This window comes from Kitasatospora sp. NPDC059795 (assembly GCF_042732175.1).
Lineage (GTDB): Bacteria > Actinomycetota > Actinomycetes > Streptomycetales > Streptomycetaceae > Kitasatospora.
Genome location: NZ_JBHWID010000026.1, coordinates 53,268 through 67,203, shown reverse-complemented (window position 1 = coordinate 67,203; position 13,936 = coordinate 53,268). Strand labels below are relative to the sequence as shown.

Annotated in this window: 13 protein-coding genes and 1 pseudogene; 4 read left to right on the top strand and 10 right to left on the bottom strand. The window is 74.2% G+C overall.

Annotated features, from left to right (window positions below):
• Positions 1 to 59 precede the first annotated feature (59 nt).
• From ACFV4P_RS33270 to ACFV4P_RS33235, 8 genes and pseudogenes are all read right to left on the bottom strand, one after another.
• Positions 60 to 1,022, bottom strand: coding sequence for an alpha-ketoacid dehydrogenase subunit beta (locus ACFV4P_RS33270; RefSeq protein WP_380477225.1), 963 nt, complete (start codon positions 1,020 to 1,022; stop codon positions 60 to 62).
• Complete coding sequence (locus ACFV4P_RS33265) at positions 1,019 to 1,849, bottom strand: thiamine pyrophosphate-dependent dehydrogenase E1 component subunit alpha (protein WP_380477224.1); 831 nt, start codon at positions 1,847 to 1,849, stop codon at positions 1,019 to 1,021. Before ACFV4P_RS33265 ends, ACFV4P_RS33270 begins: the two co-directional genes overlap by 4 nt.
• A gap of 376 nt (positions 1,850 to 2,225) precedes the next feature.
• Positions 2,226 to 3,392: pseudogene (locus tag ACFV4P_RS33260) on the bottom strand (class I adenylate-forming enzyme family protein); the annotation flags it as partial.
• A gap of 55 nt (positions 3,393 to 3,447) precedes the next feature.
• Positions 3,448 to 4,038 carry a hypothetical protein gene (locus tag ACFV4P_RS33255; RefSeq protein WP_380477223.1) on the bottom strand — a complete coding sequence of 197 codons (591 nt, stop codon included), beginning with the start codon at positions 4,036 to 4,038 and terminating at the stop codon, positions 3,448 to 3,450.
• Positions 4,035 to 5,150, bottom strand: coding sequence for a beta-ketoacyl synthase N-terminal-like domain-containing protein (locus ACFV4P_RS33250; RefSeq protein WP_380477222.1), 1,116 nt, complete (start codon positions 5,148 to 5,150; stop codon positions 4,035 to 4,037). Before ACFV4P_RS33250 ends, ACFV4P_RS33255 begins: the two co-directional genes overlap by 4 nt.
• Entirely contained in the window at positions 5,147 to 5,470 is a 324-nt protein-coding gene (locus ACFV4P_RS33245; RefSeq protein WP_380477221.1) for an acyl carrier protein, read from the bottom strand. The genes ACFV4P_RS33250 and ACFV4P_RS33245 overlap by 4 nt, the downstream gene beginning before the upstream one ends.
• The gene (locus ACFV4P_RS33240) at positions 5,470 to 5,736 is read right to left on the bottom strand and encodes an acyl carrier protein (RefSeq protein WP_380477220.1); all 267 of its coding nucleotides are present in this window, start codon (positions 5,734 to 5,736) and stop codon (positions 5,470 to 5,472) included. The genes ACFV4P_RS33245 and ACFV4P_RS33240 overlap by 1 nt, the downstream gene beginning before the upstream one ends.
• 146 nt (positions 5,737 to 5,882) lie before the next feature.
• A complete protein-coding gene (locus ACFV4P_RS33235) occupies positions 5,883 to 7,373 on the bottom strand; it encodes a class I adenylate-forming enzyme family protein (protein WP_380477219.1) in 1,491 nt (496 codons plus the stop codon).
• Between the two features lie 189 nt (positions 7,374 to 7,562).
• Between ACFV4P_RS33235 and ACFV4P_RS33230 the strand changes: the two genes are divergently transcribed.
• From ACFV4P_RS33230 to ACFV4P_RS33215, 4 genes are all read left to right on the top strand, one after another.
• Positions 7,563 to 8,669, top strand: a complete 1,107-nt coding sequence (locus tag ACFV4P_RS33230; RefSeq protein WP_380477218.1) for an alpha-hydroxy acid oxidase — start codon at positions 7,563 to 7,565, stop codon at positions 8,667 to 8,669.
• 95 nt (positions 8,670 to 8,764) lie between these two features.
• Positions 8,765 to 9,667, top strand: coding sequence for a class I SAM-dependent methyltransferase (locus ACFV4P_RS33225; protein ID WP_380477217.1), 903 nt, complete (start codon positions 8,765 to 8,767; stop codon positions 9,665 to 9,667).
• A complete protein-coding gene (locus ACFV4P_RS33220; protein ID WP_380477216.1) occupies positions 9,667 to 10,662 on the top strand; it encodes an alpha/beta hydrolase in 996 nt (331 codons plus the stop codon). Before ACFV4P_RS33225 ends, ACFV4P_RS33220 begins: the two co-directional genes overlap by 1 nt.
• Positions 10,659 to 11,960 (top strand): PLP-dependent aminotransferase family protein, encoded by a 1,302-nt coding sequence (locus ACFV4P_RS33215; protein ID WP_380477215.1) that lies wholly within the window; start codon positions 10,659 to 10,661, stop codon positions 11,958 to 11,960. Before ACFV4P_RS33220 ends, ACFV4P_RS33215 begins: the two co-directional genes overlap by 4 nt.
• A gap of 128 nt (positions 11,961 to 12,088) precedes the next feature.
• On the opposite strand, the gene ACFV4P_RS33210 is transcribed toward ACFV4P_RS33215, so the two are convergent.
• Both ACFV4P_RS33210 and ACFV4P_RS33205 read right to left on the bottom strand, forming a co-directional pair.
• On the bottom strand, positions 12,089 to 12,853 hold the full coding sequence (locus ACFV4P_RS33210) for an ABC transporter permease (RefSeq protein WP_380477214.1): 765 nt from the start codon (positions 12,851 to 12,853) through the stop codon (positions 12,089 to 12,091).
• A 100-nt stretch (positions 12,854 to 12,953) separates the two neighbouring features.
• Positions 12,954 to 13,907, bottom strand: coding sequence for an ATP-binding cassette domain-containing protein (locus ACFV4P_RS33205; protein ID WP_198953258.1), 954 nt, complete (start codon positions 13,905 to 13,907; stop codon positions 12,954 to 12,956).
• Between the last annotated feature and the right edge of the window lie 29 nt (positions 13,908 to 13,936).

Here is a 13,936-nt window from a genome sequence, read left to right as displayed (position 1 = left end):
GCCCGCACCCGCCCCGGGTGCGGGCGTCGGCGAGGCCGCTCCCGCGCGTTGGGGCGGGCTCACTTCAGGACGGCGCGGATCGCCTCCCGCAGCTGGTCGGCCCCAGGCTGCAACGCCCGGTCCAGGCCGAGCGCGAACGGCAGCACCGCGCCGTCCGGGCGCGTCACCCGGCGCGGAGCGGCGAGCAGCCGGCCCTCCTCGGCGGCGACCGCCAGCACCTCGGCGGCGAACCCGGCGAAGCGGTTGGAATCGTCCACCACCACCAGCCGCCCGGTGCGCTCCAGCGAGGCCAGCAGCGCCGCCCGGTCCAGCGGGTACAGGGTGCGCGGATCGAGCACCTCCACCGACGCCTCACCCGCCAACTCCTCGGCCACCGCCAGCGCTTGATGGACGAGATGGCCGACCGCGACCACCGTGACGTCCGTGCCCGCCCGGTGCGTCCGGGCCACGCCCAGCGGCACCGGCCCCAGCGGCGCCGTCACGTCCTCCCGGCCGCCCAGCGCACCCGCCGGGGCGAACAGCACGACCGGGTCGTCGTCCGCGATCGCCGAACTCAGCAGCCCGTACGCGTCGGTGGGCGTCGCCGGTACCAACGTCTTGATGCCGACGTGCGCGAACAGGCCGTACGGATGGTCCGAATGCTGCCCGGCCCAGCCGCTGCGGGACCCCGAACCGGGCACCACCACGGTCAGCGGAACCCGCGCCTGGCCGCCCGTCATCAGCGAGAACTTGTGTGCCTGGTTGGCGAGTTGCTCGAACACCAGGAACAGCAGCGACGGGATCTGCAACTCGATCACCGGACGCATCCCGGACAGCGCCGCGCCGATGCCCGCCGAGGTGAACGCCTGCTCCGACAGCGGGGTGTCCACCACCCGCTCCGCGCCGAACCGCTGCTGCAGGCCCAGCGTCAGCCCGGCCAGACCCGCGCCCACGTCCTCGCCGAACACGCACACCGCCGGGTCGGCCGCCAACGCGTCCGCCAGCGCCCGGTTCATCGCCTTCGCGTACGACAACAGGGTCACAGCGCCGCCCCCGACCGGGGCCGGAGCCCGCTCGCATACAGGTGATCGCCGGCCGTCAAAGGATCCGGCTCCGCCGAGGCGAGCGCGAACTCGGCCGAATCGAGCAGAAGTTGGCCGACCTCGGCGTCGATGGCGGCGACCGCGGCCGACGGCAGGGCCGCAGCGGCGGAGGCCAGCGGGTCGCGGGCCCGCCACGCCGCCACCTCCTGCGCGGTGCGGTAGGCGAGACGGAAGCGGCGCTCCATGGTGTGGTGCGCCTCGAAGCGGTACGTCAGACACTCCAGGAACCCCGGGCCGCCGCCCGCCCGCGCCCGCTCCACCATCCGCCCGGCCGCCGCCCGGACCGCCTCCACGTCCATGCCGTCCACCGTCTCCGCCGGAATGCCGAACGCCTCCGCCCGGCCGCACGCCGAACCGCCCACCGCCGCACCGGCCGGCAGCGTCGTCGCGTAGCCGTTGTTCTCGCACACGAACAGCACCGGGGCCCGCCAGATCGACGCCAGGTTCAACGCCTCCAGCAGCACCCCCTGGTTGAGCGCGCCGTCACCGAAGAACGAGGCCACCACCCGGGGCCGGCCCTGCCGCTGCGCCGCCCAGGCCGCGCCGACCGCGATCGGCGCGCCCGCGCCGACGATGCCGTTCGCGCCGAGGATGCCCAGCGAGAAGTCCGCCGCGTGCATCGACCCGCCCCGGCCCCGGTTCAACCCGTCGACGCGGCCCGCGAGTTCGGCCAGCAGCCGGCCCGGATCGGCGCCCTTGGCGAGAACGTGGCCGTGGCCCCGGTGGGTGGACGTCAACCCGTCGTCCGGCGCGAGCGCCGCGCACACACCGACCGCCACCGCCTCCTGGCCGATGTACGGATGGGTGCCGCCGACGATCAGCCCCGAGCGCACCCACCCGGGCGGTGAGCTCGTCGGACTCCGCGGCGGCCGGGGCGAGTTGCAGCAGGACGTCGGTGACGACGCGGTCGCCGTCGCGCAGCGCCACCACCGTGCAGTCCAGTACGTCCGGGCAGGCGGCGAGGACGCGCTCCTCGCTGGCGGCGGTGTGCAGGCGGCGGCCGTCGCCGAGGTCGACGGTGTCGACGGCGCGGTCCACGTGGTAGTAGTAGCCGTCCTCGTCGCGGTACATCAGGTCGCCGGTGAGGAAGTAGTCGCGCAGGCGGGTGCGGTGGGTGGTGACGGAGTCGTTCCAGTAGCCGACGGCGAGGGTGGGGGAGCGGGTGCCGAGTTCGCCGACCTCGCCCGGGCCGAGCTCGTTGCCGTCCGGGTCGAGGATCGCGCAGTCCACGAAAGCGTGCGGGCGGCCCACGCAGCGGCCGTAGCGGTCGGAGTCGACGGTGTGGGTGATGAAGAAGTGCGAGTGGCCCATCTCGGAGGAGCCGAGGCCGTCGATGAACACCGAGCCGGCGGTGCGGACCCGGCCCTGCCGGGTGGCGGTCTCGCGCGAGCCCTGGGCGACCAGGCGGCGGATGTGGGTCTCGTGCGCGCAGTCGCCGGTGTTCCACCACAGGCCGACCGAGGACAGGTCGCGCGCCGACAGGTCGTGCCGGGCCAGATCGGCCCAGGTGGTGGCGAAGCCGTACACGCCGAGCGGCTGCCAGCGCTCGATCGCGTCCAGCACCACCGGCCCCGACTGGCTCGACAGCAGGTGGAGTTGGGCGTCGAAGCTGAGCGCCAGGTTGACGGCGATCAGGGTGGCGGCGTGTGCGGCGGGCAGCGCGCTCAGCACCCGGTCGATGCCCTGCGGGCGCGGCAGCAGCAGCCGGTGCCGGATCGCCGCGTACAGGCTGCGGTGCGAGTGCAGCACGGCCTTCGGCAGGCCGGTGGTCCCCGAGGAGTGCGTGATCGCGACCGGGTCGGTGGGCCAGTGCCGGTACGGGGTGGGGGCGAACTCCGGGTCGCCGTCGGAGAGTTCGGCGGTGTCGGCGAGAAGCGGGATGCCGTGGTCGTGACCCGCCAGGGCCTTGGCGTGGTCGGCGTCCGTGAGCAGCCCGGCCGCGTTCAACCGGCGCAGGTAGCGGGCCGAACTGTCCGCGTCCAGCGCCGGGTTGAGCAGGGCCGGGACGGCGCCGAGGCGGTTCAGTGCGAGGAACGCCAGCACCTGGTCGGCCGCCGCGGACGCCTGCACCGCCACCGGGTCACTCCGCCGCACCCCGGCTGCATGCAGGGCGGACGCCCGCTTCCTTACCGCCAGGTCGAGTTGACGAAGCGTCAGAGCAGTGTGGGCGGGGTGGCCTTCGACGGAGGTGTCGAAGGTGAGGGTCGGCGAGTCGAGGCCGAGTCCCTGCTCGACCCGGGTGGTCAGGACGTTGCCGGCGCCGACGGAGCTGTCCTCGGACAGCGCGGCGCGCAGGGTGCGGAGGCTCATGGATCCCGTTCTTCTCGTGGTGCGGGACGTCGTCGTCGGCATGACCGGCGGGGTGTCAGGGGGCGAGCAGGGCGGCGGTGGCGCGGTCGGGCGGGCCCTGTGCGGCGGTGATCAGCAGGACCTGCTCGGCGTCGCCGTCCTCGATCAACAGGCCCGCCCGGTCGAGGAGTTCGTCCTCGGTGTCGAAGCCGGGGCCGAGTGAGACGACCGGGCCGTCGAGCTGCCAGCGGGCGGCGAGGTGGCCGAGTACGGCGTTCGGGTTGGACTGGAAGAACAGCAGGGGCGGGACGCGCCGGCCGGTGGAGGTGGCCAGGGCGAGGGCGTCCGCGGTGCCGGTGTCGCCGGTCGCACTGGCCAGCAGCAGCGCGGTGCGCGGCGCGCCGAGCGCGGGCGGCGGCCCGTAGTGGCGGCGCAGACAGCGATCGGCGGTCTCGGCCACCAGCGGGTTGAAGCTGGACTCGACGAACCCGGCGATGGGCGGCAGCCGGTCGCCCGGTTGTTCGGGCCAGGCGGCGGAGGCGAGCACCCGCAGCGGGCGGTGGGCGGGGGCTGGCGTCCGCAGCGGGTCGGGGTCGGTGCCGGTCGTTCGGAGTGGGTCGGGGGTGCGGGAGGTCGTTCGCAGTGGATCGGGGGCGGGGGCGGTCATGCGGCGGCCACCAGGAGGGCGGTGTTCGCGCCGCCGAACGCCGAGTTCAGGGTGAGGGCGAGCCCGGGGGCGGCGGGTCGGGGGTGGTCGAGGACCAGGTCGAGCGGGCAGCCCGGGTCCGGATGCTGCCAGCCGGCGTTGACGGGCAGCGAACCGGCCTGCAACACGCCGACGGTGACGGCGAGTTCGAGCAGGGCGGAAGCCTCCAGGGCATGGCCGTGGACGGACTTGGTGGAGCTGACCGGCGGGGTTCCGGCCGGGAAGACGGTGCGCAGCGCGGCGGCCTCGGCGAGGTCGCCGAGCTTCGACCCGGCGCCGTTGGCGTTGACGTAGGCGATCGCGTCCGGTGGGGCGCCCGCCCGGGCGAGCGCGACCCGCACCGCCCGGGCCAGCCCGACGCCCTCCGGGTGCGGCCGGCAGACGTGGTGGGCGTCCCCCGTGCGGGCCCAACCGGCGATCCGGGCCAGCGGGTTGCGGCCGCCACGGCGACGTAGCGACGGCACGGACTCCAGGATGACGGCCACCACCGCGTCACCGAGCAGCATGCCCTGCCGGCCCAGGCTGAACGGGCGGACGGCGCCGTCCCCGGCCAGCGCCCGGCCGGCGTCGAACACCGCGAAGGTGTCCGGCTCGACCAGGTAGCCGGCGGCGACCAGCACCCGTTCGCGCCGACCGGAGGCGATCAGCGCGGCGGCGTCGGCGACGGCCGTGGTGGCCGCCACGCGCGCGCCGGTGTACACCCGGGGCCGAAGCCCGGTGCGTTCGGCGACCTCCTGGGCGACCGGTCCGGCCCGCCGATCGCCGTGCAGGGCGAGCAGCAGGTCCTCGGGCGCGCCGTCGGGGCGGCCGTCGAGCGCGCCCGCCTCGGCGAGCACGGAGACCAACTGGTCGACCAGGCTCGGCGGTTCGGCTGCGTCGCCGTCGGGGACGGCGGCCAGGTCGGTGCGGTGCCCGGCGGTGCTGAAGCGGCCCACGGGGACGAACGCGGGCCGGCCGGCCAGCACCCCGTTCAGCAGCGCGGGCAGCCCGGGCCCGAAGGCCGAGCGGACGCCGATGCCGCCGACCAGGACGGTGCGCCGCGGCGGACCGTTCCGGGGAGCGGTCGGCGTCATGGCGCGACGGCGGTACGGGCGTCGAGTTGGGCGCCCAGTGCGGCGACCGCGTCGTCGACGGTCCGGATGGCGTCCAAGTGGTGGTCGTCCAGGTCGAGTTGGATGCCGTAGGCCTGCTCGGCCTCGGCGATCAGCCAGGTCAGTTCGAGTGAGCCCAGCTGTTCGTCGACCTGCTCGGGGGAGCGGTCGCCGTAGCGGGCGAGCATCGCGATCGCCTCGGTGCGGTCGAAGCGCGGCTCGGCGCGGCCGGCGTGCGGCTCGGTGTGGTCGAAGCGCGGCTCGGCCAGGCCGGCGTGCGGCTCGGTGTGGTCGGCGCTCATCAGGCGCTGCCCACCGAGGACTTGGCGATCCGGTCGGCGACCTCGGCGCTGAACTCGTCGATCGTCATCAGCGCGGTGGACTCCATGTCGTCCAGCTCGAAGCGGATGCCGAACTTCTCCTCGACCTGCACCGCCAGGTCGGCCAGCGCGAGCGACTCCAGGTCGAGGCCGGCCGGGCCGAGGTCGGTCTCCGAAGTGACCTGCGAGACGTCGTAGTTCATCGTCGCCAGGGTGGCGAGAACGAACGAGCGGATCTGTTCCTGCATGGACTTGGTCTCTCCAGCGCGTCGGGGTGTCGGGGTTGTCTGCTGCGGGATGTTTCGGGCAGGGCGCACCGACGGACGGGCGGACGGTGTCTGGAGCCGTCCGCCCGTCCGGGCGCACTGCCGCGGAACGGGGGAGGAGGGGCGGATCAGCGGGCGGAGTCGACCTGTCGGCGCAGGGCGACGACGTCCCGCAGCAGCTTCCCGGTGGCGGTCCGGGGGAGCTGCGGTATCAGGTGCAGGCGGAGGGGCAGCTTGTAGCCCGCCAGTTCCCTGCCGAGCAGTTCGCGCAACCGCTCGGCGGCGCCGCCCTGTTCGGACGGCGGGAGGGAGGTGCCGCCCTGTTCGGACGGCGGGAGACAGGTGCCGCCCTGTTCGGACGGCGGGAGGGAGGTGCCGTCGGCGGTCGCGGCATACGCCTCGATCGCGCCGTCGGCGAACACCACCACGGCCTCGACCACGCCGGGAAGCCCGGTCAGGGTCTGCTCGACCTCGTTCAGGTCGACCTTGAGGCCGCCGATGGAAATCTGTGAGTCGCGCCGCCCCAGCACCGTCACCCGGCCGGTGGCGGGATCGAGCAGGGCGGCGTCCCTGGTGTGCAGCAGGCCGGCCGACCAGCGGGTCGGATCGGTCAGGCCCAGGTACGGGGAACGGGTGCGGGTGATGTGCAACTCGCCCGCTTCCAGGGAGAGTTCCATGCCGTGCACGGGTTGCAGGGCCGGATGGTGGCGGCCCGTCAGATCGGTGGCGATGACCCCGGTCTCGGTCATCCCGTACATCGTGCCCAGCGGCACACCGTAGCGCTCGCGGAACGCGTCGGGAAGCCCCGGCCGGACCAACTCGCCGGCCACGACCATCCGCCGCAGCTGCGGGAGCACGGGCGGCGCGGCCACGGCGGCCAGCAGCTCCGCGTGGAACGGCACCCCGATCACGGTGGTCGGGGCGGCGCCGTCGGCGATCGCGTTCAGGATGCCCGCGGGGGTCATCCGCTGTGGCACCACCAGCTCCACGCCCGCGTGCAGGGCGTGCAGCAGCCCGCCGACCAGGCCGAGCACGTGCACCGTCGAGGACAGCAGCACGGTGCGCTCGCCCCGGGCCGGGAACTCCGGCAGCCTTGCGTAGCAGTCGAGTTCGCGCAGCAGGTCGCCCGCCGTCCGGCCGATCACCTTGGATGGGCCGGTCGAGCCCGAACTGAGCTGCACCAGCGCGTGGTCGCCGGCGGCCAGCCCCATGGCCTCGCCGCCCTCGGACACCGCGGTCGGCAGCTGCCTGAACCGCGGCCGCCCGTCGACGAGTTCGACCAGCAGCCGGGCGTGCAGCCGGTCCACCGCGCGGTCCACTTCGACCTCGGTGAGGCGGTGGTCCAGCAGAACCGCCCGGGCACCGGCCCGCCACGCCGCCAACAGCACCGCGACGAACTCCGCCGACGGCGCCATCCGCAGGGCGACCGTGCCCAGTTCGCCGAGACCGGCCGCGGCCAACTGCCGCTGCCGCTCGGCGACCAGCGCCCGAAGCGTCCCCCTGCTCACCGGAGCGCCGAAGCGCAGGCACGGTTCGCCGTCCGGTCCGGCGAGTAACTGCTCGTCCACCCAGTCCGCGGCAACCGTGCGGCCGCGCACCGGGATCGGGATCAACGTCAACGCAACTCCACGCGCTCGAATGGGAAGCATGGGTCGGAAGTTGTGAGGCTTCAGTGTGGATCCCCCGTCGAGAGCCGACCTTTGCACGGGAGCGCATCAAGGGTCAAGGTCTATACCAGTGGCGAGCGGACCCCTACGCTGTCCCTCGTTTTCGCACCGGTTGACGGATCATCAGGAGGTTCGGAGACGATGGTTCCGCTCACCCTGGCGGAGCACGGCGCGCTCGCGAAGAGCCTGCTGCCTGCGGCGACTTGGGACTTCTTCGAAGGCGGGGCCGGCTCGGAGTGGAGCCGGCGCGCCAACCTCGACGCCTGGCGCCGGTACGTGCTGCGTCCGCGCGTCCTGGTGGACGTCTCGACGCCCGACTGCGGCACCGAGCTGCTCGGCGCCCCGCTGGCCGCCCCGTTCGGGGTCGCGCCGATGGCCTACCACCAACTCGCCCACCCCGACGGGGAGATCGCCACCGCCCGGGCCGCCGCCGAGGCCGGCGCGCTGCTGATCGTCAGCATCTTCGCCGGCCGCACCCTGGAACAGATCGCGGCCGCCGCCCCCGGCGCGCCCCGCTGGCTCCAGCTCTACTGGCTGCGCGACCGCGAGGCGCTCACCGCGCTGGTGCGGCGGGCCGAACAGGCCGACTACCGGGCCCTGGTGCTCACCGTGGACGCGCCCAAGGTCGGCCGCCGACTGCGCGACCTGCGCAACGCGTTCGCGCTGCCGGCCGGCCTGACCGCCGCCAACCTCGACCCCGAACTGACCAGCAGCGCCCGGCAGTCGGCCGCCGGACGGTCCGGCATCGAGGAGCACTCCCGGCGGCAGTTCGACGCCGCCGTCAGCTGGGCCGACCTGGCCTGGCTACGGCGGCACACCCGGCTACCGCTGGTGCTCAAGGGCGTGCTCACCACCGAGGACGCCCGACTCGCCGTCGAGCACGGCGTCGACGCACTGATCGTCTCCAATCACGGCGGACGCCAACTCGACGGTGTACCACCCGCTTTGGCCGTCCTGTCCGAGGTGGTGGACGCCGTCCCCACCGGGTACCCCGTGCTGATGGACGGCGGACTGCGGCACGGCTCCGACCTGGCGAAGGCCCTCGCGCTCGGCGCCCGCGCCGCGCTGGTCGGCCGCCCCGTGCTCTGGGGGCTCGCCCACGGCGGCGCGGACGGCGCCCGGGCGGTGCTCGACCTGCTGCGCGAGGAACTGCTCGACACCATGGTGCTGGCCGGCCGGCGCACGCTCGCGCACCTCGACCGGAGCACGCTGGTGCCCTGGCCGACCGACGCTCCGCCGCCGCTCTGACGGCGCATCGCTCTCCTTATATATAGGGGGCCGTGACGAGACACCGACAAGGTTGGTCGTTCCGCCCCCGGCGCACGCATGAAAGGACCCGCCCCGTGGCGACCACCGCAGAACCCGCACCCGCCGTAGCCGCACCCGCCGGAGCCGAGGGCGCCGAACCCGAGACCGGTGGGCCCGCACCCGTCGAACCCGAGACGGGAGGGCCCGCGCCCGGTGGCGACCTGTTCGCCGAATGGGACTGGGAGGACCCCGCCGGGCTCGAAGTCCGCACCGACGCGTTCACCGAGAACCTCGCCCGCTGCGAGTCGATCGAGGCCGTCCGGCCCGAAGTGCCGTACACGTACCAGGACTTCGAACAGCTCGGCGTCACCGGTATCGAGTTCGCCGCGTTCCGCACCCGCCACCCGCACGGCCTCGGCACCGACCTGGTCGGCCTGCACAGCGACGAGGACGCCACCCGGCCCGGACCGGTCTACCGGATCGACGGCGCCGCCCTGTTCACCCAGCTCGACATCGGCCGGCCGCTTCCGTTCGCGGACCACAGCGTCGACTGGGTGTACGCCGAGCACCTGATCGAACACGTCCCGCTCGGCACCGCCGTCCACTGGCTCGCCGAAGTCCGCCGCATCCTGCGCCCCGGCGGCGTGCTCCGCCTCACCACCCCCGACCTGGCCCGCTACATCGACGGCTACCTCGACGGCCGGGAACACTTCTTCCGTCGCCACCGCCGCCGCCTGCGCACCATGCGGGTCGGACCGCCGATGCCGGAGCGCCGCGCCTTCATGCTGAACCAGATCTTCTACCATTTCGGACACCGGTGGATCTACGACGAGGCCGAGCTCCGGCACGTCCTCGACCGCGCCGGCTACCACGAATTCGCCGTCGCACGACGGGAGTTCCAGACCGGCACCCGCCCCGACGTGGCCGACCTCGACACCGCCTTCCGCAAGGACGAGTCGATCTACCTGGAGGCCGTCGCCCCCGGAGGACCGCACTGATGCCACTGCACCCGCAGGCCGAGGCCATGCGCGCCCGCCGCGTCGCCGCCGGCACCCCGCCGCTGTACACCCTCACCCTCGATGCGGCCCGCGCCGCCGACCTCGCCGACCTGCGCGCCGCCACCGGCACCGGCGAACCCGTCGCCGCCGTCGAGGAGTTCACCATCGATGGCCCCGGCGGCCCGCTCACCCTGCGGCACTACCACCCGGCCGCCCGCGCCGAACGGCCCGGCCCCGCGCTGCTGTACCTGTACGGCGGCGGCTGGGCCCTCGGCTCACTGGAGACCGGCGACCCGATCTGCCGCGTACTCGCCAACGGCACCCGCGCCGACGTCCTCGCCGTCGGCTACCGGCACGCCCCCGAACACCGCTTCCCCGCCGCCGTCCACGACTGCTGGGCCGCCCTCGACTGGATCGCCCGCAACGCGCCGGGCCTCGGCCTCGACCCGGCCCGGATCGCCGTCGGCGGCGACAGCGCCGGCGGCAACCTCGCCGCCGCCCTCACCCTGCTCGCCCGCGAACGCGGCGGCCCGGCCCTCGTCCACCAGCTGCTCGTCTACCCCAACACCGACCACCGCACCGCCGCGGCCGACGGGGAGGACCCGGCACTGTTCAACCGCCACTCGGTGGCCTGGTACTGGTCGCACTACCTCGCCGACCCCGCGGACGCCGCCCACCCCCTCGCCAGCCCACTGCGCGCCCCGTCGCTGGCCGGCCTGCCGCCCGCCACCGTCATCACCGCCGAGTACGACCCGTTGCGCGAGGAGGGCGAGGAGTACGCAGCCGCCCTGCACGCCGCCGGCGTCCCCGTCGAGCTGCGCCGCTACGACGGCATGCCGCACGGTTTCTTCGCCGTGCCCGGCGTCCTCGACGACGGACGCGCCGCCCAGCTCTTCGCCGCCGAACGGCTGGTGGCGTCGTACGCCGAGGCGGCGTTGTGCCCCTACACGGCGTTGTGCCCCGACACGGCGGCCGGGACGGGGGTCGGCCGGTGAGCGGGGTGCTGCGCCTCGGCGAGCTGCACGGCTCGCTGTCGGACCCGCTGCTGGACGCGATGACCTTCCTCAACGAAGTCACCGGCCGCTACCCCGAGGCGATCTCGTTCGCGCCGGGCCGCCCGCACGAGGAGTTCTTCGACCCCGCCGACATCCACGGCCACCTGGAGACCTACCTGCGGCACCTGCGCGAGGAACGCGGGATGACGGAGAGCCAGGTCCGGCAGGAGGTGTTCCAGTACGGGCGGACCAAGGGCCTGATCGCGCCGCTGATCGCCCGTGCGCTGGAGGCCGACGAACGGATCACCGCCGACCCCGAGGCGCTCGTCGTCACCGTCGGCGCCCAGGAGGGCATGCTGCTGGTGCTGCGTGCCCTGTGCGCCGACCCGGACGACGTGCTGCTGGTCTCCTCGCCCTGCTACGTCGGCGTCACGGGCGCGGCCCGGCTGCTCGACCTGACGGTCCGACCGGTGCCCGAGGCCGGACCCGACGGCGGCCTCGACCCGGAGGCCCTGGCCGCCGCCGTCCACGAACTGCGCGCCGCCGGGAAACGCCCCCGCGCCTGCTACGTCGTCCCGGACTTCGCCAACCCCAGCGGTGCCAGCCTGGACGAGGCCGCCCGCCGGCGGCTGCTGGAGGTCGCCGAGGCCACCGGCGTGCTGCTGATCGAGGACAACCCGTACGGCTTCTTCGGCCGCCACGGGCCCGTCCGGCCCACCCTGAAGGCGCTGGACGGCGACCGTCGCAACGTGGTCTACCTCGGATCGTTCGCCAAGACCTGCTTCCCCGGCGCCCGCGTGGGCTACGTCCTCGCCGACCAGCAGGTCCTGGCACCGGACGGGCGGACGGGCCTGCTCGCCGACGAACTCGCCAAGCTCAAGAGCATGACCACCGTCAACACCTCGGCGCTCGCCCAGGCCGTGATCGGCGGCATGCTGCTGGCCGGCGGACTGCGCCTGCGGGAGGCCAACGAGCCCGCCCGGGAGTTCTACGCGCAGAACATGGACGTGCTGCTGACCCAACTGGAAAACGCTTTCCGGTTGGTTCCCGGAGTCACCTGGAACACCCCGGAAGGCGGCTTCTTCGCCGTCGTCACCGTCCCGTTCCGGGCCGACGCCCGGGCGCTGGACGCCTGCGCCCGCGAGCACGGCGTGCTGTGGACCCCGATGGACGGCTTCCACCCCGGCGGGGGCGGCGAGCACCAGCTGCGGCTGTCCTGCTCGTACCTGACCCCGGAACAGATCGTCGAGGGCGTTCGGCGGCTGGCCTGCTTCGTGGCGGAGCGCGTGGCGTCGTAGGTCGCCGTGACAGCACTGAGTGGGGCCCGGCATCCTGCGCCTGGCCCCACTCAGTGCTGTCGTGACGTGCTGTCGTGACGGTGCTCTCGCGTCGGGGAAGTGCGTCGGGGAAGTGCGGCGGGGAGGTGTCAGCGGATCCGGCGGGCGAACAGACGGGACGCCCAGGCCACCGCCAGGGCCGTCATCAGACCGGTCAGCAGCAGCCCGCGCCACACCTCCGGCGCGTCGAGGTGACCGGCGAACAGGGCGCGCATGCCCTCCACACCCCAGTAGCAGGGGTTCCAGGACGCGGCGGTGCGCAGCCAGGCAGGGGCGAGGGCGATCGGCAACAGGGTGCCGGAGAGCAGCGCCAGCGGCTGGGCGATGGTGTTGACGACCGGCCCGAGCGCCGCGTCCGTGGGCACCAGCAGCGCCAGGCCGTAGGAGACCGAGGACGCCATCAGCGCCATCAGCGCGAGCAGCGCCATGGCCAGCAGCAGGTCGGTGAGGCCGACGGTGAGGCCGAACGGGATGGCCAGCACGGCGATCAGCAGCGACTGGACGAGCAGCGCGGTGGTCTCCCGCAGGGCGCGGCCGAGCAGCAGCGCGACCCGGCTGACGGGCGTCACCCGGGAGCGTTCGATGACGCCGGCGTGCAGTTCGCCGAGCAGCGTGAACCCGGTGAACAGGCCGCCCATCACGGCCAGCGCGGACAGCAGCCCGGGCACGTAGATCCGGTACGCGTCGGCGGTGCTGTGCGCGCCCGACGCGGCCAGCGCCGAGGTCAGCAGCGGGGCGAACAGCAGCAGGTAGCACAGGGGTTGGAGCAGTCCGACGGCCAGCCATGCGGGCGAGCGGGCCATCAGGAGCAGTTGGCGCTGGTAGACCAGCCAGGTGTCGCGGGCGAGCTTCACAGGGACCTCGGGGCGTCGGAGCGGCGGAGGGCGAGGCGGGGCGCGGCGGGGCGGGGAGAGGGGAGGGGGGAGGGGGGAGGGGGGAGGGGGAGCGCGGGCGTCAGGCGTGGACCAGCGGGCGCCCGGTGAGCGCCAGGAACACGTCGTCCAGGCTGGGGCGCTGCAGCTGGACGTGGTCCGGCTCCAGGCCGGCGGCGGCCAGCGCGCGCAGCAGCTGCGGGATCGCGGTGGCCGCGGAGTCCACGTGCAGGCGCAGCCCGTCCTGCCCGGGAAGCGCCTCCAGGCGCTGGACGCAAGGGAGTTCGGCGAGGGCACGTTCGGCGTGGGCCGTGTCCTCGGCGCCCGGCAGGCCGATGGTGACGGCGTCGCCGGAGATCTCCTGCTTGAGCTGCTCGGGGGTGCCCTCGGTGACGATGCCGCCGTGGTCGACGATGCCGATCCGGTCGCACAGGGCGTCCGCCTCGTCCAGGTAGTGGGTGGTGATCAGCACCGTCATTCCCTGCTCGCGCAGGCGGCGGACCTCCGACCAGACCTGGGCGCGGCTGCGCGGGTCGAGCCCGACGGTGGGCTCGTCCAGGAACAGCACCCTGGGCCGGTGGACCACGCCGAGGGCGAGGTCGAGGCGGCGGCGCTGGCCGCCCGAGTACGTCTTGCAGGGGCGGTCGCCGAACTCGGCCAGGTCGAAGGCCGCCAGGCCCTGTTCGGCGCGCTGCAGTGCCTCGGCCTTGCGGATGCCGTACATCCGGGCCTGCAGGACGAGTTCCTCGCGGGCGGTGGCCTGGTCGGTGGTGCCGCCGCCCTGGGCGACGTAGCCGATCCGGCGGCGGACCTCGCCGGGCTCGGCGCGCAGGTCGGCGCCGGCGACGGTGGCCTCGCCGCCGTCGGGCGCGAGGAGGGTGGCGAGCATGCGCAGCGTGGTGGTCTTGCCTGCGCCGTTCGGGCCGAGGAGGCCGTAGATCTCGCCCTCCGCGACGTTGAGGTCGATGCCGCGCACCGCGTCGACGGTGGCGGCGCCGCGGCGGGGCCGGAAGGACTTGCGCAGCCCCTTGGTCACGATCAACCCGGACTCCTGTGCTCGGTCGG

Coding starts and splice junctions, on each gene's coding strand:
- ACFV4P_RS33220 (WP_380477216.1), top strand. CDS start 9,667: ATGCCACTGCACCCGCAGGCCGAGGCCATGCGCGCCCGCCGCGTCGCC.
- ACFV4P_RS33240 (WP_380477220.1), bottom strand. CDS start 5,736: ATGCAGGAACAGATCCGCTCGTTCGTTCTCGCCACCCTGGCGACGATG.
- ACFV4P_RS33230 (WP_380477218.1), top strand. CDS start 7,563: ATGGTTCCGCTCACCCTGGCGGAGCACGGCGCGCTCGCGAAGAGCCTG.
- ACFV4P_RS33245 (WP_380477221.1), bottom strand. CDS start 5,470: ATGAGCGCCGACCACACCGAGCCGCACGCCGGCCTGGCCGAGCCGCGC.
- ACFV4P_RS33255 (WP_380477223.1), bottom strand. CDS start 4,038: ATGACCGCCCCCGCCCCCGATCCACTGCGAACGACCTCCCGCACCCCC.
- ACFV4P_RS33250 (WP_380477222.1), bottom strand. CDS start 5,150: ATGACGCCGACCGCTCCCCGGAACGGTCCGCCGCGGCGCACCGTCCTG.